Genomic DNA, 21822 nt, shown 5'->3' on the forward strand with positions numbered 1-21822 from the left:
AAGCGACCGTCATGCCGCCGCCCTCACCGTCTGGTCGCAAAACCAGGCAGCTGCCATGAGTGCCTGCATCCGCGTGCGGTCGAACCGGCCGCCCGGCTTGAGGCCGCCTTCCAGCAGCGGCCGCATCGCGGCCGGGGCCTCGGTCAAGGCGGTGTGGATCTGCGTGTCGGCCCAGGCGGCGAGCTGGCCGTTCAGCCAGGACGGGACCGGTGAGGCGAAACCGAGCTTGTCCCTGCTGCCCCAGACCTCCCGCGGCAACCCGAGAGCCTTCGCCGCGTCGCGGAGGATGCGCTTGCCCTCGGCGGGGTGACAGATTTTGTGCCCCTGGGGCAGCCGGTAGGACAACTCGAGCAGGTCTCGGGCCAGGAACGGGGACCGGCGTTCGAGGGCGTAGGCGGAAGCGAGTTTGTCGCTGGTCATCACCAGTGGCCGCCAGGCCGTCGCCAAGTCAGCGAGGGTGAGGGCCCGGGCCAGGTCTCCGCCGGCCTTCTCCATCGCGCCCGCGATCAGGTCGTGGATGCGCCGGTCCGGGTCGGGGCCGCGCAGGACGAGCCGGGTGACCGCCTCGGCCGGCTCAAGGTCCTCGCCCGCCGCGTGCAGGAGCTTGGCAGCCAGCGGCTTGTAGGCATCCATCCCCGCGGCCAGGACCGCGTCCGGACCGAACAGGACCAGGGCCTGGCGGACGTAGCCCATCAGGAACTCATCCGGGCCGAGCCCGCCGATGGCGACCTTCAGTCCGAGGTCGGAGATCTTCCGGTAGGCCATGTACTCGGAGAACGCGGATGCGTTGCCCATCGGGTAGTCCAGCGCGGACATCATGTGCGGCAGCACCGTGGTGAAGTCGATGGGATCCGGCTCGACCACCACCAGCTCGGCGCCGATGTCCCGGGCGATGGCCGCGGCGATCTTCGACTCGTCGAGGCGGTCCTGTCCGGGGTAGCGGACGGTGACGCAGACCGGCGGCCGCATCAGGTAGGCCAGCACCGAGGAGTCCAGGCCGCCCGAGAGGAGGAGAGCGAAGTCGCAGGCCGGGGCCCTGAGCGGGACCTGCTCGGCCAGGACGACGGAGTACTTCGCCAGCGCCTCGCGGTAGGTGCCGGTGAACGGCTGCCGGTCCTCAAGGCGCCAGTAGACGTGCTGGTCGAGCGAGCCGGTGACGATGTCGAAGGTCAGCAGGGTGGCGGCGGCCAGCAGCTGGATGCCCTGGAAGGGGGTGTCGACCCCGACCGGGGTCTCGATCGCGAGGACCTCGGGCCGCAGGACCAGGGGGGCGGGGCCGTAGCCAGTCAAGGTGGTGACCTCGCTCGCGAAGGCGAGTCGGCCGCCGTCCAGACGCCAGTAGAGTGGCTTCTCGCCGAGCCGGTCCCGGGCGAGGAACAGCTTCCCGGTGCGCGGGTCATAGACGGCCAGGGCGAACATGCCGTCCAATCCGTCCAGGCAGGACGGTCCGATCTTCGCCCAGGCCCGCAGCAGGAAGTGCGAGTCGCTCTCGCGGTCGCCGAGCGGGATGCCCCACGCTGCGGCCTGCTGGCGGTAGTTGTAGATCTCGCCGTTGAAAGCCAACAGGATCCCGGCCTCACGGTCGAGATAGGGGCCGGGCATGGCCTGCGGTTCAACAATCAGCAACGTGTTCATGGCCAGCACCGCCCGACCGTCCGTCGCGGCAGTGTGCATGGTGCCGTCCGGGCCGCGATGCGCTTGCGAGGCGCCCATCACACCGATCGTGTGCTCGTGGTGGACGGCGTCGGCTCCGGCCAGTCCTGCGATTCCGCACATATCTGGTTCACCCCCGGGATGTGGTGGTGCCTGCGGCGGCCGCCGGAAGGAGATCTGTTCCGGTCCCGGCGGCGGCCTGGACTCACATCCCAGCCGCCCGCAAAGAGCGGGGGGAGGGCTCGCAGGGGGGCTCACAACTCGCAAGGACGGTTCGCGGCCGGTGGCGGAGGAATATCGTTACTGACCCAACACGCGGAACGCGTACGACTCTTCGTCCCCCATCGAGTACGGATCTCTCGTGCTCCATCAAGTACAGACATACGTACTCAACCGTCTGTTCGAGCCGTGCGTGGTCCGGTCACCGGCAAGAGGGAGAGGCGTGGCATCGACCACCCGCCGGACCCGTCCGCCCAACGCGGACCTGGCCCGGCTCATCGAAGCCAGCGGCGCGAGCCACAAGTCCCTGGCTCTGCGCATCAACCAGCTCGCCCACGCTGCCGGGATAGAGACCGACTACTCGCACACATCCGTGGCGAACTGGTGCCGCCGTGGGATGACGCCGAAATGGCCGGTCCCCAAGCTGTTGTCGCAGGCCATCGCCGAGAGGCTCGGCCGGCCCGTCAACCTCGGCGAGATCGGAATGGGCGAGGCAGAGACAATCGGCGCAGATATGGGGTTGGATTTCCCGCGAGACCCCGCCGACGCCGTCCGCGTCGCCACTTCGTTCTGGAGCTCCGTGAACCGCCGCGATTTCCTGGCCGGATCCGGCTTCGCCGCGTCCGCATTCACCACCCCCGTCACCCGCTGGCTCGTCACCCCCGCCGACGACACCGCCGACCATGCCGGCGGGAAGCAGGTCGGGCGGGTCGACCTCGACGAACTGCGTGACGCGGCCGACGACGCAAGGCGGTGGGACTCCAAATACGGCGGCGGGAACTGGAAGGCCAACTCCGTCACTGACTGCCTCGACCACCGCGCGGGCCCGCTGCTGCAAGGGTCGTTCTCCGATGACATCGGCCGCGAACTCTTCTCCGTGACTGCCGAGTTGTCGAGGCTGGCCGGGTGGACGGCGTTCGACGTCGGTGAGCATGATGCCGCCCAGCGGCACTTCATCCAGTCCCTCCGCCTCGCCCGCGCCGGCGGCGATGTCCAGCTCGGCTGCTATGTGCTGACCACCATGGCTATGCAGACCCTCATGCGCGGGTTCGCGTCCGAGGCCGTCGATATGGCGCAGGGTGCTTTCAACCGTGCCAAGGGGCGGGCCGTCCCTCGGGTGCTGGCGTTCACCAAGCTGATCGAGGCCCGCGCTCATGCCCGCGAGAACGACCCGAGGGCCGCCTCACGCGCGTTGAAGGCCTCCGAGGACCTCCTGGGCCAGGCGAAAATCGACAGCGGCGACGAGCCCGCGTGGATCGACTTCTATCACCACGCCCGCCTGTCCGCGGATGCCGCCGAGGTCTTCCGCGACCTGAAGAACCCCAAGGCCGCCCTGACCTGGAACAAGCAGGCCACCGCCATGCCGACCGGGGTCTTCACCCGCTCCGTCGGCATGCGGCTCGCCATCGTCGGAACCGCCCACCTCCAGGCCCGCGATCTCGACCGCGGTCTTGAGCTTGGCAACCGCTCCGTGGATATCCTCGCCCGCGTCCAGTCGAGCCGGGCCAAGGACTACGTGGCCGAGTTCAACACCGCCCTCGCCCCCTGGCGACGCGAGCCGGCCGTCCGCGAATTCGTCCAGCGGACCCGCAAGGAGCTCGGGGTTGCCGCCTGAGGTGCTCGGGTGGTGTTGCCAATTGGCAACACCACCCGAATCCATGCAGGAGCGGACTGTATCGATCAGAACCTGGGCTCCACCCATGCGCTCAGAGGTACGGATCGGCAGGAGAACGATAACTCGAGTTCTCTTGAAGTGGGCCTGACGGGCTCAGCGGCGTTGCTGCGGACCGCGCGGGCGGATGGGGGTGACCGTGCCCGCGGTGCCCTTGTTGAGCTGCTGCCGCAATGCCTCGTTGTCGTGGAAGAGGGCGGCGACCGCGGTGTGGGCGGCCCGCAGCGACCGGTTGTCATCGACGGCGGTACTCTCGTACGGCACCGGCTCTGGGGGGAAGGACACCTGCTCAGCCGGGACGACCACGAGCTGCTCGTATATTTCACCAGCGTCGGCTATAAGCACCTCACTCCGTCGACTCTGGCGTCCGGAATTCTGCAATAAGCCTGAAGGGTCAAGGAGTACCACCGTTCTTCGGATACGAAGGCCAGTCGTGGACCCGTGATCGGTGCGGACATCATCTGAATGTCTCGCGTAAACCGGCCTTACCCTGAGGACACCACACCGGCTACGGAAAGCGCAGCGTCGTGATCGACACGACCGGCCTGCTGCTGACAACCCTCGTGACCGCGGCGAGCATCCAGGACTCTACCGGGGGCGAGGCCTGGTCAACCGGAGCTCCTCAGCCCACCCCACCATTCGCAAAAGCGGCTATCACGAGTACCTCGTCGACCACGCCGCCCGGCTCGGCATCCACCTCGAGATCGTCCGCCGTACTCCCGGCACCCGGGGCGTTGTCGTGCAACCACGCAGGTGGACAGTGGAACGAACGCTCGGCCGGCTGATGCTCCACCACCGGGCCCGCGGCTGCGAAGCCCTCCTGGCCCGCTCTGCCGCCATGATCTACATTGCGATGATCTCTCTGATGGTCCGCCGCCTCATTAAAGAATCCACCCCCACCTGGCAAGGACTCTGATGGCACGTCAAAGCCGCATCTCGCGATGAAACAATGGGGGAAACACCTCTCAGGAGAGCCGCGCCCATTTGACTTCGCCTGCTCTTCAGCCCATCGATCCTCTTGCGCTCCCATTGATGAGGGCAGTCAGGAGGTTGATACCCAACTCCCGATATCCTTCTATCCCGGCCAGAGCGTCGGCCGCCTCCATGCGGTCGCGGCCCTCAAGAGTAGCGTCGTCGGCAAGGGCGATCAGCCGGTTGGCAGCCACCTCCCGGTATCCCTCTATCCGAGCCAAAATCTGGGCTGCCTGTACGCGGCCGTGAACCCAGTGGGTGGGGTCGCTGGCGAGCCTGGCATAGAGGTCGGCCACGCGAATTTGATCCCCCTCGACTTCGGCGAAAGCCTCGGCCGCGTTCATGCGGTAGAACCAGAGAGTAGGGCTGTCGGCGAGGGCGATCAGCCAATTGGTGCCTGCCTCTTGGCACCCATCTAACCGGGCCAGAGCCTTAGCTGCCTGTACGCGGCCTTCCATGAGGGTGGGGTCGTTGGCAAGCCTGGCATAGAGGCTCGCCCCACGATCCCGATCGGCGTGGGCAATGGCCGTGGCCGCCCACACCCGAGGCTGATTGTCGACGCTGGGGTCGTCGGCGAGGACGATCAGGCGGCCCATGCCCACTTCCCGGCACCCGTCCACCTCCACAAGACCTTCGGCTGCCAGCACACGAGCATGGTCGTCGACGCTGGGGTCGTCGGCGAGGACGATCAGGCGGCCCATACCCGCTTCCCGGCACCCGTCCACCTCCACAAGACCTTCGGCTGCCAGCACACGAGCATGGTCGTCGACGCTGGGGTCGTCGGCGAGGACGATCAGGCGGCCCATACCCGCTTCCCGGCACCCGTCCATCCCGGCCAGAACCACGGCCGCCCGCACGCGAACCGCCGTGTCGACGCTGGGAGCATCGGCGAGGACGATCAGCGAGTTGGCGCCGGCTTCCGGGCACCCTGCTTCCCCGGCCAGAACCACGGCCGCCCGCAGGCGGTTGACGTCGTCGACGCTGGGGTCGTCGGCGAGAGCGATCAGGCGGCCCATACCCGCTTCCCGGCACCCGTCCATCCCGGCCAGAACCACGGCCGCCCGCACGCGGTCGTATCCGTGAAGGTCTCTGTTCTGAGCAAAGCGGGTGAGTTGTCTTGCGGTGGGCTCAGTGGCGAGGTTGGTTTTCAGGGCTACCTGCTTGACAAGGAAATCGCAGGCGCTTGTTCCTCCCCGGCAGGTGAGGGTTTCGATTCTGCTAATGGTCTCGCGTGCGGTGTCGTCGGGGCTCGCGAAGAGGGCATCGAGGAGGAAGCCCAAGTAGGAGGGTTCGAAGGTGGGAACGTGCAATGGCAGACTGGCGGGGAAAAGCTGAGCGAGTAGTTCTGTGCGCGCTTGCTTGTCCCGGGTGGCATGGCGGGCGGCGTGGTACTCAAGGAAGGTCTGGTGGGGGAAGCCGAGGCCGTCCGCGTAATGGACGAGCAGGCCGGTATGGCGCAACAGGTCCTCTAGGAACGCGTCCCAGCGCTCTGGACTCACTTTGGCGGGGCGGCGGACGTCCTCGTGTGAGGCCAGCACCAGGGTCGCTGGGGCTTGGTGGCCCGTGAGCCACTGGTAGGCAAGGTAGTCGATCAGCTCGGGCAGCCGTTGGTGGACCTGTTGGGCGGCCTCGTCGGTTTCCCGGCGCGCGCGGGGACTTTGAAGGCTTTGCACGAGGTGCTGGATCGCTCCTTCGTGGCTCGCCGCGATGCGCTTGCTGTGGTTGCTCTCATAGAGCAGATCGGTGAATGCGTCGTACACCTCGGTGCGGCCAGCGGGCAGCGGTCGATCGCGCCGGGCGAAATAGAGTTGGCACAGCATGAAAGCCATCAGCGGGGTGCGGGCCAGGTCGGCTAGGGAGGCGCTGCGGAGCGCTCCGGTGAAGTGCTGGGCACGGCGTGCGGCTTCCTCCTTCGGCCACCGCGTGCCGAAGTAGCTTTCGGTGTAGGTGTACAGGTCATCGGCGGTGAAGGGCTGCAGGTCATAACACGGCACCTGCCAGCCGAAAACACGGTCAAGGACGTCGAGATCATTGTCGGTCAAGGGTCGGGTGGCCACGACGCATCGGTACAGCGGTGGTTCGGCTGCGACGGCATGAGCCAGTTTCTCCAGCACGGCCTGGCGTTCGGCCCTGTTGGGGAGTTCGTCGAGGTCATCAACGAGCAGTTGCCAGTGCACCCCGGCGCATGGCCGCTCAAGGAATCGGGCTCGGTCCAGTCCCGGCTGCCGACCATAGCGACTGAGCTTTCGGGTAGCGGCGGCTAGGGCGTCCGGGACCTGCGTTTCCTCACCTACGAAGGCGCGTGCGCTCACCCAAATCGGTACTCCCGTTCCCGCCGTGGCAGCGTGCTCCGTGCCGTTGAGCCACTTGTCGGCCACATCGCGCAGTCGCGTGCGCAGTAGCGAGGACTTTCCACCGCCCGGGCCGGCGATGAGCACGCACATGCGGTCGGCCTTGCGGAGCATCGTCTCGGCAGGCTCGGCTGGAACGCTAGGGCCGGTGCCGCCTGTAGTGACGGCAGGGACATCGCAGAGAGCTGATGCATGCGCGTCCACGGCTGCAGGTTTGCTGTGCTGGCGCACATAGACATCGGCCAGTGAGGGCGGATCCAGCAGATTGATTCCCGGATGCGGGTGCTTCCTGGCGGCCTCGCGGGCGGCTTCGAGGTAGACGCGCACGTCCTCGCTGAGGCCGCTCCCTCTCTGCGCATCGGCATACAGTGCTTTCCAGGCGCAGCGTTGCCTTTCGGCGGACCGTTCATCAGTGAACTGCCCGGTCCATCCCAGCATCACCCCAACCACGGCCCACAAGTCTTCGAAGTCCGTTGGCAGGCTTGGTGTCTTCGAAGCGTTTCGCTTGGGGAACCAGTCATTGACTGTCTTGACCGACAGATCTAGTCCGCCATCTCTGCGCGGCCAGGGTTCACCTGGGGCACGGTCTCCGGCGATCCGGCGACGCCGGTTGGCTTCCTCGACAGCAGACTTTTGCGTCTTCCCCTGCTCGCGCAGTTTGGCGTGGAGCGTGCCGAGTTGGTTCGCCAGAGCGGCGCGTCCCGAGGTGGGTTCATCTGTTGCGCTCATGTGCCGTCCTTCCTCGTGGCGGTGCGATCCGGTGACCGTGGGTTGAACGACGCTGTGACCTGGAGACTTTGTGGTTGGGAATCCGGTGATCCGGCATCCGTGGTCGGCGGCTGTGGCCGTTGCAAGGGTGCTCTTGACCGCCTCGAACGGGGTGGTGGACGCCTAGCGGAAGAGACAGACACATGGAGATCTGGGAAGTAGGGGTGCTGCTGGCCGGGCCGGTTGTCCTCGCGACTGCAGCCGTGATCATCGCCAGCCTGGCACTTAAAGACACCGCGTCGCAGGATCGTGCCAACATCCTGTATGCCATCGCGGAGCTGATGCGGGGGCTTCGCGGGCGCCGGTGACCTATCTAAGGGCTGTCCCGCAAACGATCTCCGTCTCAGGGCAGTCGCGGGTAGGCGGGGTGATCGGCGTAGGGTGAGGCGAGGTCGAGCAGGTCGTCGCATGGCCAGGTCTCGCCGTCGTACTGGCAGTCATCGCGGTTGTCCCACGGAAGTTCAGGGTCTCCCGTGGCAGGACTGAGTACATGGCGGGCGAGCAGGCGTCGCTTGGCTTCGACCTCCCGCAGAACACGAGCCGGGTCGTGCAGCGCGACGTGTAGGGCCATCGTGGGATGGAAGCCGGAGAGTTCTCCTTGGCAGAAGTCGACCGTGTGCCCGTGAGCGGTCCACTCCCCGCAGCCGTCACTGTCGCTACGTCGGGCCAGGTCTGCCTCCTCGTCCAACCGTGCGTGGAGGAACGTCACAAGGTCTTGGCTCATGAGGTCATCCTGAACGATGCATGAGGCCCGGTCGCCTGATTTCCATGCTGTGGGCAGGACCCGGCTGGCAGGCCCGACAACTGGAATGATCTTGCTGTGGCTGGTGTGACACGGCGTCCGAGCCGTCCTGGATAGCCCCGTTCTCCGGGCTGAGCCCTCGCGCCTTCGGCAAGTTGGTGACGGTGCTGCGGGGCCAGGGTGCGGACCCGGTCCGCAGGGGCCGACCGTGGAGCCTTCCGCTGGAGGACCGGGCCCTGCTCGTCGCGGCGTACTGGCGCACGAACCTGACCATGCGCCAGCTCGCCCCGCTGTTCGGGATCTCGAAGTCGGCGGCGGACCGGATCATCGACAACCTCGGGCCGATGCTCGCGCTCCAGCCTCGCAAGCGGTTCGCCAAGGGCACCGTGCTCATCGTGGACGGCACCCTGGTGCCCACCCGCGACCACACGATCGCCGAGCGGTCGAAGAACTACCGGTACTCCACCAACCACCAGGTCGTCATCGACGCCGACACCCGCATGGTCGTCGTGGTCGGCCGGCCACTCGCCGGGAACCGCAACGACTGCAAGGCGTGGGAGGAGTCCGGCGCCAAGGCCGCCGTCGGCAAGACGCTCACGATCGCCGACGGCGGCTATCCCGGCACCGGGCTCGTCATCCCTCACCGCAGAGAACGCGGCCAGACCGAACTTCCAGCCTGGAAGGAGGAACACAACAAGTCCCACAAGCAGGTCCGGGCACGCGTCGAGCACGTCTTCGCCCGCATGAAGACCTGGAAGATCCTCCGCGACTGCCGCCTCAAAGGAGACGGTGTCCATCACGCCATGCTCGGCATCGCCCGCCTGCACAACCTCGTCCTCGCCGGATAGGCCAGCGGGCCGCACGGCGGCCCACCACGCCCGAGGCGTCAGAGATCATTTACGGGACAGCCCTTAGCAGTTGCCGTCGCTGCGCTGCCGCTTCCTGGTGCACTCGCTTCGCGAGTGTCGCTGCCCAGCCTCGAGCCAGATCCGTCAACGCCCCTTCGGGCGGCTTCCGCAGGGCCACGACGGATACCGCAAGGGATAGCAAGCCAATGGGCAAACCGAGCAAGCTCGCCGTGCCGGAGGGGTCCAAGCCGCCGCGTCGAAGTTGAATACCGACGTACGTCAGGCTCGCCGCCACCAGAAGCAGGGCGAACCCGCACATCCAAGTCCAGCGGCGCCGGTCGCTGCGCCTCCCGATTCTCGCCACCGTCGAAGCATTGCGTAGCTCTGCCCCAGTGTCTCTACTCCAACCAATCCCGCCGAAACAGCCCTACCTGACAGGTGCGGCCCAGCCTTGGATGGTGTCCCGCCGAGTGGTGTAGGTTCGTTCGATTTTCAGTGCCCCACAGGCACCAATCTGCGGCTCAGCATGCTGAGTTCGTTCGAGTTGGCTGGCATCTCTACACCGCTCGGCGGGACACCACCACCCAGCCTTGGCTCTAACGGTCGAAGCCAACAGTGGGCCGACCGTCCACGCCCGCGTTCGTCGGCATCGGCCAGTGAGGCCACATCACTGGCGGCTTAACCCCGACAGCAACAACCGAGCCATCAAACGGATTTCGAAGCGGGCCGGGTGCCGATCCGCTGGGCCGGGCACATCCTTGCGCATAGGCCTGGCCTCCACCGGCCACAAGATGGGCAAGGTCGGCGTCACCATCGCCGACTAGAGCGGATAGGCCCGGCCTAGGCAGCGCGAAGACGGCTGGGACGACAGCGCCTCCGCCACCCGCACCTGACCGGCCCCGCCAACGCCGGTTGGTCCCGTTGGATTCAACGGGACCAACCATCCGTGAGCTGCAGTTTCGTCAGGCACGCGTGATGGCGGCCGGAACGGTTGTTTCACTCGTACTGGTCCGGCCCGGGTCGAACCAGGCCTGCGCCCTGGGATGGCGGCCGTGGACCGGCTCCCGGAGCCACCGAGGCGGTCTATACCCATCACAGGCACTCCTGCCGCACGCAGCGATCGTCCTGGCATCTCACTGTAGATCCGATGGGAGATTTTCCCTCACCGCTGCATGGAAATCCTCCAATCGGCTGGACTCACCTTCAATGAGTTCGAGCAATTCATACGCGTATGACGCCGCGTCGATATTGCGGCCAGACGAGATCTCTTCGTAAAGAAGCCATGCGCCGCTTCGAATGATTTCCTGGCATTCTTCGGCAATGTCATCCTGCTCGCCGTTGGCCAGTGCATGGAGGACCAGCATCAACTGGCGCCGATGCTCGGCGGGGACCCCCCTCGTCAAGGCAGCCATGACGATCGACGCCGTTGCGATTGCAGGCTGCATGAGGTTTGACTGCACAAACGCATGGTTGTCAGCCCAACCTTCCCCTGCTCGATCTGGCGGCGGGCCCTCCAGCGAGCGGAGGAAGTCCACAGGAATATGCTCGCCGGTCCTGCGACATCCACACGTCATCAGCCCCCAGTCATGCCGGGCGATCTCTATGCTCAGAATGTTCATGCGCCCCACGTTAGCGCCCCCAGCTTCCGCCTCGCTCCGCTTGTATGCCGGGTATGAACTGGGACGGGTCGTAGTCGTCCTGGCACCCAACGCAAACGGGTTTTACGCGAGTCACCTTCACGCCATTGACCTTCTCCACAGTTTTCGCATTCGTGAACTTGAGCTTCGAAACGTCTCCGCCAAAGGCAAAGCAAGCGTTCCCCTCGGCGCAATAACTGTAGCCTGGGTGCCTACCTCCAGAGGAGGCTAGAACGATTTCTCCGGTTTCCGTATTGTATCCACCGACGTAGGTTCGGGAACCTGTCCTGGCGGAATGGTGGCTGAGCGCGAACTGGTCAACCATGCTCTCTGCCTGGCTGAGCTGGCCATTATGAGTCCAGTTGGATGGGGCCGGAATGGTCTGCACGACAGCGGGTTTCTTTGCTCCTGCGGCCCCTCGAATCCCAGGAAGCTGCGGCATGTCCAAGATCAAGCCACCCGGCTTGGCGGGGCCTGCAAAGGCCCGCCTCAGTGCGGTCCATCCCGGTTTGAACAGGCTGTTCAGCCCACCAGTGAGGGCACCGACAAGGAGGTCGAGGGGGGTGGTCGGCTGACACTGAGCAGTGTTAACGACCCAGGTGAAACCCGTGCCGATCGCGGCGTCTGTGACGGCTGTGACAGCAAGTGCACGGCCGCCCGACAAACCGAGGCTCGTGGCAAGGCCAGCACCCGCGGGAGCGAGGAAGCCCGCACCGGCGCCGATGACGGCCCCGGTGGCGGTGGCGGCGGCGAAGTCGCCCCAGTCGAAGTCGTCCTGGTGGGTGAAGGCGTAGACGCCGCCGCTGACGACGGCTCCGATGCCTGCGCCGATGCACATCGGGCAGTTGCCGGAGGGGTCGGAGAGGTCGGCGGGGTCGTTGTCCGCGTAGTTGTAGGCCGACTGGTTGGGGTTGTCCGCGGCGGCGGGGACCGGGTCCTGGGTGGTGAAGCGGTTCTGGGTGGTGTCGTAGGAGCGGGCGCGCAGTTGGAGGCGGTCGGGGAGGGACTGGTCTTTGTACTGGCCGGTGTAGCCGAAGGCGCTGGTCTGGCCGCCGGTGATGGTGGCGGTGCCGGTGGGGGTGCCCCAGGTGCTGTAGGTATAGCGGTAGTTGTCGACGCCTGCCGCGTCGTAGACGGCGCTGGTGGAGCTCTGGCGGTCCTGGGTGAAGTAGTAGGTGCCGGCGGTGCGGTCCATGGAACGGGCCGTGCCGTCGGGGTCGTAGTGGTAGTCCGCGAGCAGGGCGCCCGTAGCGTCGGTGTCGGTGGCGATCTGCGGGAGATCGTTGTTGATGTCCCAGCGGGAGGTGCTCGCGAGCACGTTGTTCTTGTTGGTGGTGGTGCGGTTGCCGTCGGCGTCGTACAGGAACGAGAAGCTGTTGGCGCCGATGGTCGCGGACTTGACGCGGCCGGCCGGGTCGTAGGCGTAGGTGCCGTCGTCGTCCTTGGTCTGGTTGCCGTCGGCGTCGTAGGTGTAGCTGGTGACGGTCGTACCGACGGTGGTCGACAGCAGCTGGTCACCGACGTCGTACGCATACGCCGTGGTGGAGGTCGAGGTGGCTGTGCTCTTGAGGTTGCCGACCTTGTCGTAGGCGTAGGTGGTGCCGGTGGTGCCGGTCAGGCAGGAGGTGGCCGAGGTGTCGGTGCAGGTGCGGGTCATGCGGCCCGCGTCGTCGTAGCCGTAGCGGGCCGGGTATCCGGTGCCGGCCTTGTCGGCGACCAGGCGGTTGTTGTCGTCGTAGGTGTAGGTGTTGCTGATGGTCGGCGTGGTCAGCGCGGTCAGGCGGCCGACCTCGTCGTAGGTGCGGGTCTCGCTGCGTGCCGTGGTGGTGGGCAGGGTGACCGTGGTGAGGTTGCCCGCCGGGTCGTAGGCGTAGTTGGTGGCCTTGCTGTTGGTGGTCTGGCTCTTGGTCCGGCCGACTTTGTCGTAGGTGTAGCTGGTGGCCCGGCTGTCGGGGTATGTGCGCGACTTGAGGGTGTCGTCCGTGTTCCAGACGTAGCTGAACGGCTTCGTGGCGCCCGGTGACGTGATCGAGAGGATCTTGTCGTCGTTGTCGTAGGTGAGGGTGCGGCTGCCGGTCGCGTCCGTGACATTGGTGAGACGGCTGGCGTCGTCGTAGACGTAGCTCTCGGTGGCCGTGCCATCGGAGTAAGCGATCTTGGTGGGCAGGTTGCGGGCGTCGACCGTGGTGGTGACGGTCTGCGCACGGGCGTTGGTGACCTTGGTGCGGTTGCCGTCGAGGTCGTACTCGTAGGAGACGGTCTTGGACAGGGGGTTCTTGACCGACGTCAGCTGCCCCTCGGCGTTGTAGCCGTAGGTGCTGGTGTGGGTGTTGGCGTCGGTGGTGGTCTCCAGGAGACCGGCGGCGTTGTAGGTGAAGCCCGTGGTGCCGGTGTCCGGAGCAGTGACCTTCTTGGCCCGGTTGAGCTCGTCGTACTCGTAGTTGGTCGACTTGGTGCGTGCGTCGGTGACCGTGGTGATGTTGCCGACGGCGTCGTAGCCGGTCGACTGCTTGTGGCCAAGCGGGTCGGTGACCGAGGTGGGGTTGCCCGCCGGGTCGTAGCCGTAGGTCCACGTGTACTTCGCCGGGTCCGCGCCTGAGACGTTGCCGCGCGGGTCGACGGTACTGACCAGGTTGCCATCGTCGTCGTAGCCGTACGTGATGCGCTCGGCCTCCGGGGAGACCTCCGCGCTCAGGTTGCTGTCGTCGTCGTATTCGTAGGTGGTGAGGTAGCCGGCCCAGGTCTTCGACGACAGCAGACGGTTACCGTCGTCGTAGGCCAGCGTCATTCCGTGGCCGAGGCCGTCAGTGGTCTTGGTGACAGAGCCGTTGTCGTCATAGGTGACGCTGCGGGTGTGGCTCAGCGGGTCGGTGACCGACAGCGGCTGGTTGTCCGCGTCCCAGGTGAAGGCGGTGGTCTTGCCCAGCGGGTCAGTGACAGTCTTGCGATTGCCGACCTTGTCGTAGCCGATCGTCCAGGTGTACTTCGCCGCGTCGGCACCGGTGGCGTTCCCGCGGGCGGACACGACCTTGATCTGATTGCCGGCCTTGTCGTACTGGTACGTGGTGCTCGCGCCCAGGCGGTTGGTCTCCTTGGCCAGCCGGCCCACCGGGTCGTAGCCGAGGCTGGTCTGCTTCAGCACCGGGTCCGTGATCAGGTTCAGCCGGTCGGCGGCGTCGTAGCCGTAGGCGGTGATCCGCTTCAGGGCATCCGTGACCGTGGTGAGATTGCCGACCTCGTCATAGCCGTAGCCGGTGGTGTACCCCCTCGCGTCGGTAACCGTCTTGGTGCGGTCGGCGTCGTCGTACGTGACGGCGGTCGTGTACTTCGCCGGGTCCGCGCCGCTGACGTTGCCGCGCGGGTCGACGGCCGTCTTCACCCGTCCCGACGCGTCATAGGTGTAGGTCGTCTTGCTGCCCGTCGGCGTGGTGACCGACGTCAGATTGCCGGCCGTGTCATAGCCGTACCTGGTGGTCTTGCCGCGCGCCGTGGTGGACGTCTCCAGCAGCCCGGTGGTGGCGTTGTAGAAGTTGGTCGATATCTTGCCCAGCGGGTCCGTGACCGTGGTCAGCTGGTTGTTCGTGTTGTAGCCGAAGACGGTCTTGTTGTACTCGCCGTCCCAGTAGGCGGCGACGTTGCCGTTGCTGTCGTAGGACCACTCCTCGTCCGATGCAGCGTTGGACCAGCGCTTCAATCGGCCTGAGGTGTCGAACGTCCACTCGGTCTCGCGGACCTCCGCGTCGACCGCGCTGGTGCGGTTGAAGAACTTGTCGTAGCGGTAATAGCTCTTGTTGTTCAGAGGATCGATCTGCGTGAACAAGACGTTCTTGTAATAGACGTCCGTCCACACACCCTGGTCCGGGGCCGTGACATCGACCTGATCGAACACGCCGTTCTTGGTGTAGGCGAAGGTCGTCTTCTGGTTCAGCGCGTCCGTCTGGGACGTCACACGGCCCTGGGTGTCGTACTCGTTGAACGTCACCTGCTTGCTGCGGGCGTTGGTGACCTTGTTGACGCGGCCGGAGGTGTCGTAGCCGTACGCCTCGGTCTTCCCGTCCAGGGACGTCACACCGGTCAACAAGTCGCCGGTGTAGGTGTAGTCGACCACCCGGCCATCAGCCAGCGTCACCTTGTCCAGCCGGTCACCTACATAGGCGAGTGCGGCCGCGCGCCCGGCCGCATCCGTGATCGTCGTCGGCTTACTGCCGGTGTAGGCCAGAGCCAGGCCCCGCCCGATACCGTCCTTCACCGCGGTCAGCTGACCCGAGGCATTGAAGCCGTACGTCGAGTGGTCGGCCGTCGTGACCTTGTAACCGGTGCCGTCAGCGGCCAGCTTGGACCGGGCTTCCGCGGGAGCGGTGAACGTCCCGTCCGACTTCTTGGCGTAGGTGTGCCGGGTCCCTCCCTCACCGATCAGGACCGCGTCGCCGTCGGACTCGAACGACAGCCGCGTCTCCCACGGCAGCTGCCATCCCTTGCCCAACGCGCCGGTGAGTGTGTTGTCCGAGGAGTAGACCCGTCCGACCGTCAGCGGAACTCCGGGAGCAGCGACGTGGGCATCGGTGAACGCTTCCGTGAATGCGCCCGTCGCCGTGTTCACCGGGTCCGCGCGCATCACCGTCGTGCCCGCCGAACCGCTCGCGTCCCCGCACACCGCGCTGCACGCGGCGCCTTCAGGGAGGGCCGGGACGATGTAGAACATGTTGTAGGAGCCGCAGGACTCCGTGTCCGTGGGATCGTCCGTGACCGTGGTGCAGGCCCAGACGGTGTAAGCCGGGACCTGCTGCGTGCACTCCGTCGTCGGGACCGTGAACGTCGCGTTCACTACCGGAAGCACCACACCGGTGCCCAGCGTCGGCGCCTGGACCGTCTGCCCGAAGTCGAAGTACTGAACGTCGTCGTTACTCAGCCGGCAGCCGTAGAAGTCCACCTTCCAACGGACCTTGACCGGGTGCACCTCACCAGTGACACCCCCCGCCTGGTAGATCCCGGCCGACACCTGCAGCGGCTCGCCCGGCACAGCAGCGCCGATGTGGTTGCCGAGCGCCGCCAGGAAACCGCCCTGCTGGGCAGCTGTGTTCCCGAACGGGTCAGCCGTCACCTGGTATAGAGCACCACTCGAATACGACACCGCGGCCGCATCCGCGCCGCCTGTGAAGGAGGCGGGGGTGACTCCGGAGTCCGAACCGGCAATGGTGTCCGCGGACTTCGGCCCGACGTCGCTCAACTGCCGTTGATTCTGCTGATGCAGCTCGATCTGCGCGGACGTAGCGGGATCACTCTTCGTCACGGGCAAACCACGCGGCTTCGTCGCCTCCGCGACGTCCGCGGTCTGCTCTCGCCGCTCCCCCGGCGTCACCGCGTCCTGATGCGCCGCAGGCTCCGGCCCCTGATACGAGTAGTCGGTGCCCCCACCGGACTCGTCCGCGGTCACTCTGATCAGCCAGCCGCCACCCGCCACCACGGACAGCACCAACACCACAACCAGGACACGCAAACGCGCAGACACAGATGCCGACACTCCCCCACCCCTCTCACGCTGTGCACGCAAGGCAACACGCCTCGCACACAAACCCAAGATCTTGGAGATTCCGTGTGCCGTGATCAAGAGGGAGGCGCAAGGTTGGCCGATTGTCATGACCGAGGCAAAACCTGCGCAACGCCGAGGTACGCGTACCCCCAGGCGATCATCGACTGCCAGGACATCAACACGGCGCAAGCCGTCGGCAACCCAAGGATGGCCGGATTTAGCCCCCATGAGCGTCGAGGGAGGTGACAGGCTCCGAGCCCTGACTCCAGGGCGACGAGGAGGCGTTGCGGGCTTCCGTCCAGGGAGAGGCCAACGGCGCATCGCAACGATTTCGATCCACTGCAGCCGCTCCTCCCAGAAGGGGCGAGGACTCGGGTCTGGGCAGGTGAATGGCGGGCGCTACCCAGGGTGGGCGCGCTGCTCGCAGACCGTTGGATTTCCCCAGCCCGTCCGTCCGGGTGTGGGAGTTGCTGCGACTGCCCAGTTGATCCTCACGCCAGGGCCAGCCCCACCTGACGCTGTCCACGCATACCGCGGCACCGACGACAGATCGACACCCCAACCTGCCCAAACCAACAGAGCAGCAAAGCGCGTCACGGGCGCCGAGTCATAGACGGGGCAAGACGAGGGCGGCGGCGTTCAGTCGGTGTGTCCGGGTTGATGGGGCTTCAGGAGCTGGGGCAGGAACTCGAGTTGGTCACCGGGGGCTGACGCGGAGGCAGGCACGACTTCCGGTGATCATGAGATGTCGAGTCCCTGATCACCACGACGGAAGACCGTGCCTGCCCCCTCATCCCTGCTCATCCCGGGCCCTCTGGGCCAACTCACCGACGCCGCACCGACCATTCCAGATGACCTCCCCGGCCTGCTGACCTGCCTGGCTCAGGTGCCCGATCCCCGACGGGACCAGGGCCGACGCCACCCGCTCGCCTTCATCCTCTCCCTGGCAGCCTGCGCGGTCCTGGCCGGAGCGAAGTCCTTGGCCGCGATCGCGGAGTGGGCAGCCGACGCCCCGCCGCACGTCCTGGCCCGGCTCGGTGGCCCATGCCGGGAGCCCGACCGCGGCCCCGTCGCCCCGGCCGAGGCCACCGTGCGTCGTGTCCTCCAGCGCATCGACGGCGACGCGCTGGATACGGCCGTCGGAAGTTGGCTCGCCGGGCGCGAACGCGCCGCCCGCCAGGCGGAGAACGACAGCGACCAGCCACTGCCCTCCCTCGCCGTCGACGGCAAGACCGTGCGCGGTGCCCGCCGCACCGACGGCTCCCAGGTCCACCTGCTCGCCGCGATGACGGGGACGGGCCTGGTCACCGCCCAGCGCGAGGTGGACGGCAAGACCAACGAGATCACCGTCTTCCAGCCCCTGCTTGCCCCGCTCGACCTGCACGGCACGGTGATCACCTTCGACGCCCTCCACTCGCAGACCGCCCACGCGCGCTTCCTCGTCGAGGACAAGCACGCCCACTACATCGCGCTGATCAAGGGCAACCAGCCCACCCTGCATTGGTGGCTGAAGGCCCTGCCATGGCGCGAAGTGCCACTCCTGGACAAGACGCGTGCCACCGCGCACGGCCGCGACGAGATCCGCCGGATCAAAGCCGCAGCCGTCACCGGGATCGCATTCCCACACGCGGTGCAGGCCATCCAGATCGTGCGCCGCCGACGGATCGTCACCACCGGCAAGGTCACCCTGGAACGCGTCTACGGGGTGACCGACCTGACCGCGGAGCAGGCCGACGCAACCGAGATCGCCCGCCGCGTCCGCGACCACTGGGGCATCGAGAACAAGATCCACCACGCCAGGGACACCACGTACGCCGAAGATGCCTCCCGCATACGCACCAGCACCGCTCCACGTGCCATGGCATCCCTGCGCAACCTGGCCATCGGCGCTCTCCGACTCACCGACCAGACGAACATCGCCGCTGGACTCCGCCACCACGCCCGCGACGCCAACCGTCCACTGATCACCCTCGGCATCATGTGATCAACCAGGACGCGTCACCTGAACGACGCGACCCTGCGTCGAGGACCCAGGTCTGGAAACCCCCGAGCGCCTGGCGGCGACGCCGGCGGGATAGCGCCGGTGCGGCAATTCGAGGATCATGCCAATGCCCTCGGACAGACGGCGTTGTCAGTTTCCATGCGCGGCCGACCGTTGGCGAAGGTCCTCAGCGTGGCGCACGGGATGAATCGCACATATGTAGGGCGCAGGGCTGTCAGCTCTGCGCCCTACATATGCCTACTTGCTCTGGTCGGGCGCCGCCCGCCGGCATCGGCGCCTCCAAACGAATCCCGCTCCAGCTGCCGTCACCGCTCCAACGAACTGTGCGGGGAGGTTGGTGATCAATCCATCCAGAACGAGATTGAACCAGTCGTTCACTTCAACTCTCCTTGGGGTTCGCATCGATTGGACCGTGCGCATCACCATGTCCCCAACTCGCCTCTACCTGGACGTGCTTGTTAGCACCACCGGAACCCTCGGATACCGCTGACGACCTCCGGACACGATGGCATCATGCTTGGACGGTTCTGGACGGTTCTGCACAGGAGGAAGCGGCACATGGGCAAGCCAGGCGTCCTTAAGAGACCTTCACTTGAGAGCGGGCCGTTGAAGGACCTCAATGACGCCCTTCACGTACTGCACCTGTTAGCGGGGCGCCCCTCCATCTCTCAGATGCATGCTGCGCTCACCGAGGACGCGAGGAAGATCATCTCCCGCAGCACCTTGCACAACGCTCTCACCGGTACTTACTTGCCGAGAAGAGACACGATTGATGCACTCGTCGAGGTCTTGGGCTCCAGAGCGCGGAACACCACGCCAGAACAGCAACTCCGCCGGTTCGATCTGCTGTGGCAACGAGCCGCGCTGGCAGAGATGCCATTGGAGGGTGTGTTTCCTCCCTTGCTGGGTGACATCTCCTCGCTGATCAGCACACACCTCAGCGGCCATCCTGAGGACACAGACACGATGTTCAGGCTCATGGAAATGATCAGGCAGGAGGCCAGAGAGGATCGCGAGCACAAGATGGAGCTGCTCAAACTCCTGCTAGACAGGGGCCTCATCAGCCAAGGGGACATGTCGCCTGATGTGGCCGAGTGGCTGGTGTACCGACCCTCCGCAGCCCTACCGAAGGGGGGAGATGACGACGACGGGGTGGTCGACGCGGAGATCGTCGACTGACGTCAGTACCGCCGAAAGGCAGTCACATGGGCGCCTGGCCACGTCGGCAGGCCCTCCCTACGGCATGTGGTCTCTGATTTCGTCACTCCACATCCCCGCATCTCGTCATCTCCCCGTCCTGGCCAACCGGACCGATACGTCACCCCAGGTGACGCAGGAGTGAACCCGCGCACGCAAGGATGACTCCATTGCGCTGGAACGCCTGTTGAGCGATCCTGTGTCGGTCCTGCGTGACCGCGGGGATGACTCCAAGCTGGCGCTTCAGGACGTCACGTTTTCGTGGGTCGGCCCCCGAACGCCGGGGGGCTCCAGCCCGTCGAGCCGTTCTGCAGACGCCGCGGTGCCCCAGCTCCTGAAACCCCATCAACCCGGACACACCGACTGAACGACGCCGCCCTGGGTCACAGCCACTCGTTGATGGCTGCTACGAGGACGGTGGCTTCGTAGCGGACCGCGAGCTTGTCGTACCTCGTGGCCACGGCCCGGTGCATCTTGAGGCGATTGATACCGCACTCGACCGCGTGCCGAGCCTTGTAGTCCTCCGGGTCGAAGTTCGGCGGACGGCCGCCGTGGGAGCCGCGCTTCTTGCGGTTGCGGGCTTGGTCGGCCTTGTCCGGAATGGTGCAGCGGATGCCACGTCTGCGCAGGTAGGCGCGGTTCTTGCGGGAGGCGTATGCCTTGTCGGCGCGCACCCGCCTGGGACGGGTGCGCGGTCTGCCCTGCCCCAGCCGCGCCACCCGGATACGGCTCAGGACGACCTCGAACTGCGGGGAGTCGCCGCGTTGCCCGGCGGTGATCACGATGGACATGGGTTTTTGGCCCGGCTCAACGGCCAGGTGCAGCTTGGTGGTCAGTTCGCCACGCGAGCGCCCAAGGCCGTGGTCGTCGGGCTCGGTGGTGACGCCGCCGGGCGGTTCCTTCTGCAGTTCCCCTTTTTCCTCGCCCCGGCGGCGTGCTGGAGTCGACGTTGAGGTCCCCGGTGATCAGGTGCTGCGCATCGGCCCGCGCCTGGAGCTGGGTGAAGATGCGCTGCCAGGTGCCGTTGCGCTGCCAGCGGCGGAACAGGTCGTACGCCCGGCCCCACGGCCCGTACTCCTTAGGCATGTCACGCCACGGGATGCCGGTACGGACGCGGAAGCGTATGCCGTCGATCAACTGCCGCCGGGTCCAAGTAGGTGGGCGGCCGGGCTTCGTGCCCTTCGGCAACAGCGGCTCCAGCACGGCCCATTGGTCGTCCGTCAGATCTCCACGCGCCACAAGCCAAGATCATCTCACGGCCAAGATCCACTTTCGATACACGCCCTAGATGCAGCTTCCTGGAAGGGAGGCATGATACGTATTTCCATCGTCCGGGGGTGATCACCGTAGGCAACAGGTGTCGCTACAAGAGGGGCCCGGACGGGTGGGGGTCCTTGGGCGAGGCGACTTTGATGCTCCTCGTTCGAAAGCTCGGTAGGCAGCTGTGCGGGTGGACGAGCTGGCGAATGCTGGCCTGGTGTCCGCGTTCATGTCAGGGGACGCTGTTCGCGGCCGCACCGCATCTGCTGCCGCGGCGTGGGCGTTGGGCATAGGAGTTTCGACCGGACCTGTCTGCTCATCCCCGCCCGCCAGGAGATGGGCCGCCCGGTAGCGCCCATAGATTCCAGATCAGGTCTTCCATGTGGTGGCAGGTCTGCCACGATGCGAGGAGTTTCGTGGAGACCAGTTGGTCAAGCAGGTCAGGCAGTTGCGCAGAGGGTGTCCCGCAGGCGCGTGCCAGCTGGTCGAGTTCGGCCGCGCCGACGCCGGTTCCGGGGTCGGCGTGTGCGGTGAGGTAGAGGGCTGTCAGTTGCAGCAGCGGGCCGGCTGGTGCCTGTGCTGGGGCGAGGCAGGCAATGCGTAGGGCCCAGTCCGCGGCCTGCGTCCGGTCGGGTCGGGCGGGAGCCTGGTCGAGCAGGGTGGCGTCGAGCAGTTCCGCGGTGACTTCGTTGGCGCCGCTTGCAGGGCTGACGTGCAGCCATCGTGCCTGTTCCAACTCGTGCCAGGGGTCTGGGCTGTCGAGACGGAGGCTGCGCAGCAGGCCTCGGGCCAGCCGGACGCGCATGGAGGCGTTCATGCGCAGTGCGCACTGCAGGGCGAGCAGGCGTGCTGCGGCTGGGGTGCTCTCGGGGAGGGCGGCGGCCAGGTAGGTAAGCATTTCGCGGACTCTGATCCGCTCGCCGAGGCCTTTGGGCTGGCGTCTGGCCCGTCGGGGGACGGCCTGCTGCGGT

General features: G+C 66.3%; 13 protein-coding genes and 1 pseudogene. 6 read left to right on the forward strand and 8 right to left on the reverse strand.

The window, feature by feature from the left end:
• Nucleotides 1–9: 9 nt before the first annotated feature.
• Entirely contained in the window at nucleotides 10–1776 is a 1767-nt protein-coding gene (locus tag ACIP79_RS40805) for an asparagine synthetase B family protein (protein WP_401232609.1), read from the reverse strand.
• Between the two features lie 319 nt (nucleotides 1777–2095).
• Between ACIP79_RS40805 and ACIP79_RS40810 the strand changes: the two genes are divergently transcribed.
• Nucleotides 2096–3487 (forward strand): sporulation protein, encoded by a 1392-nt coding sequence (locus ACIP79_RS40810; protein WP_401232612.1) that lies wholly within the window; start codon nucleotides 2096–2098, stop codon nucleotides 3485–3487.
• Nucleotides 3488–3640: 153 nt separating this feature from the next.
• Here ACIP79_RS40810 and ACIP79_RS40815 read toward each other — a convergent pair whose 3' ends face one another.
• Entirely contained in the window at nucleotides 3641–3850 is a 210-nt protein-coding gene (locus tag ACIP79_RS40815) for a hypothetical protein (protein ID WP_401232615.1), read from the reverse strand.
• Between the two features lie 209 nt (nucleotides 3851–4059).
• On the opposite strand from ACIP79_RS40815, the pseudogene ACIP79_RS40820 reads away from it, so the two are divergent.
• A pseudogene (locus tag ACIP79_RS40820) lies at nucleotides 4060–4460 on the forward strand (transposase); the annotation flags it as partial.
• Between the two features lie 85 nt (nucleotides 4461–4545).
• Here the strand turns inward: ACIP79_RS40820 and ACIP79_RS40825 are convergent.
• On the reverse strand, nucleotides 4546–7596 hold the full coding sequence (locus ACIP79_RS40825) for an NACHT domain-containing protein (RefSeq protein ID WP_401232618.1): 3051 nt from the start codon (nucleotides 7594–7596) through the stop codon (nucleotides 4546–4548).
• Nucleotides 7597–7778: 182 nt separating this feature from the next.
• On the opposite strand from ACIP79_RS40825, the gene ACIP79_RS40830 reads away from it, so the two are divergent.
• On the forward strand, nucleotides 7779–7943 hold the full coding sequence (locus tag ACIP79_RS40830; protein ID WP_401232621.1) for a hypothetical protein: 165 nt from the start codon (nucleotides 7779–7781) through the stop codon (nucleotides 7941–7943).
• Between the two features lie 35 nt (nucleotides 7944–7978).
• On the opposite strand, the gene ACIP79_RS40835 is transcribed toward ACIP79_RS40830, so the two are convergent.
• Nucleotides 7979–8359 (reverse strand): DUF6221 family protein, encoded by a 381-nt coding sequence (locus tag ACIP79_RS40835; RefSeq protein WP_401232624.1) that lies wholly within the window; start codon nucleotides 8357–8359, stop codon nucleotides 7979–7981.
• Between the two features lie 131 nt (nucleotides 8360–8490).
• Here ACIP79_RS40835 and ACIP79_RS40840 point away from each other — a divergent pair, with 131 nt between their 5' ends.
• A complete protein-coding gene (locus tag ACIP79_RS40840; protein WP_401232804.1) occupies nucleotides 8491–9225 on the forward strand; it encodes a transposase in 735 nt (244 codons plus the stop codon).
• A gap of 1133 nt (nucleotides 9226–10358) precedes the next feature.
• Here the strand turns inward: ACIP79_RS40840 and ACIP79_RS40845 are convergent.
• On the reverse strand, nucleotides 10359–10844 hold the full coding sequence (locus ACIP79_RS40845) for a hypothetical protein (RefSeq protein WP_401232627.1): 486 nt from the start codon (nucleotides 10842–10844) through the stop codon (nucleotides 10359–10361).
• 10 nt (nucleotides 10845–10854) lie between these two features.
• Nucleotides 10855–16371 (reverse strand): DUF6531 domain-containing protein, encoded by a 5517-nt coding sequence (locus ACIP79_RS40850; protein ID WP_401232629.1) that lies wholly within the window; start codon nucleotides 16369–16371, stop codon nucleotides 10855–10857.
• A 799-nt stretch (nucleotides 16372–17170) separates the two neighbouring features.
• On the opposite strand from ACIP79_RS40850, the gene ACIP79_RS40855 reads away from it, so the two are divergent.
• Together ACIP79_RS40855 and ACIP79_RS40860 are read left to right on the forward strand one after the other, a co-directional pair.
• Nucleotides 17171–18376: an ISAs1 family transposase gene (locus tag ACIP79_RS40855; protein WP_401232632.1), complete on the forward strand. Its 1206-nt coding sequence runs from the start codon at nucleotides 17171–17173 to the stop codon at nucleotides 18374–18376.
• 531 nt (nucleotides 18377–18907) lie between these two features.
• The gene (locus tag ACIP79_RS40860; protein ID WP_401232635.1) at nucleotides 18908–19573 is read left to right on the forward strand and encodes a hypothetical protein; all 666 of its coding nucleotides are present in this window, start codon (nucleotides 18908–18910) and stop codon (nucleotides 19571–19573) included.
• Between the two features lie 401 nt (nucleotides 19574–19974).
• Here ACIP79_RS40860 and ACIP79_RS40865 read toward each other — a convergent pair.
• Nucleotides 19975–20830 (reverse strand): IS5 family transposase gene (locus tag ACIP79_RS40865; protein ID WP_401232638.1). Its coding sequence is split into 2 segments (ribosomal slippage): nucleotides 19975–20458 and nucleotides 20457–20830, totalling 858 coding nucleotides; the frame shifts between segments, so codons are not numbered across the junction.
• 337 nt (nucleotides 20831–21167) lie between these two features.
• On the reverse strand, nucleotides 21168–21749 hold the full coding sequence (locus tag ACIP79_RS40870; RefSeq protein ID WP_401232642.1) for a hypothetical protein: 582 nt from the start codon (nucleotides 21747–21749) through the stop codon (nucleotides 21168–21170).
• Nucleotides 21750–21822: the final 73 nt, after the last annotated feature.

The sequence above is a fragment of the Streptomyces sp. NPDC088747 genome (assembly GCF_044751025.1).
In the GTDB taxonomy this organism is placed as follows: Bacteria; Actinomycetota; Actinomycetes; order Streptomycetales; family Streptomycetaceae; genus Streptomyces.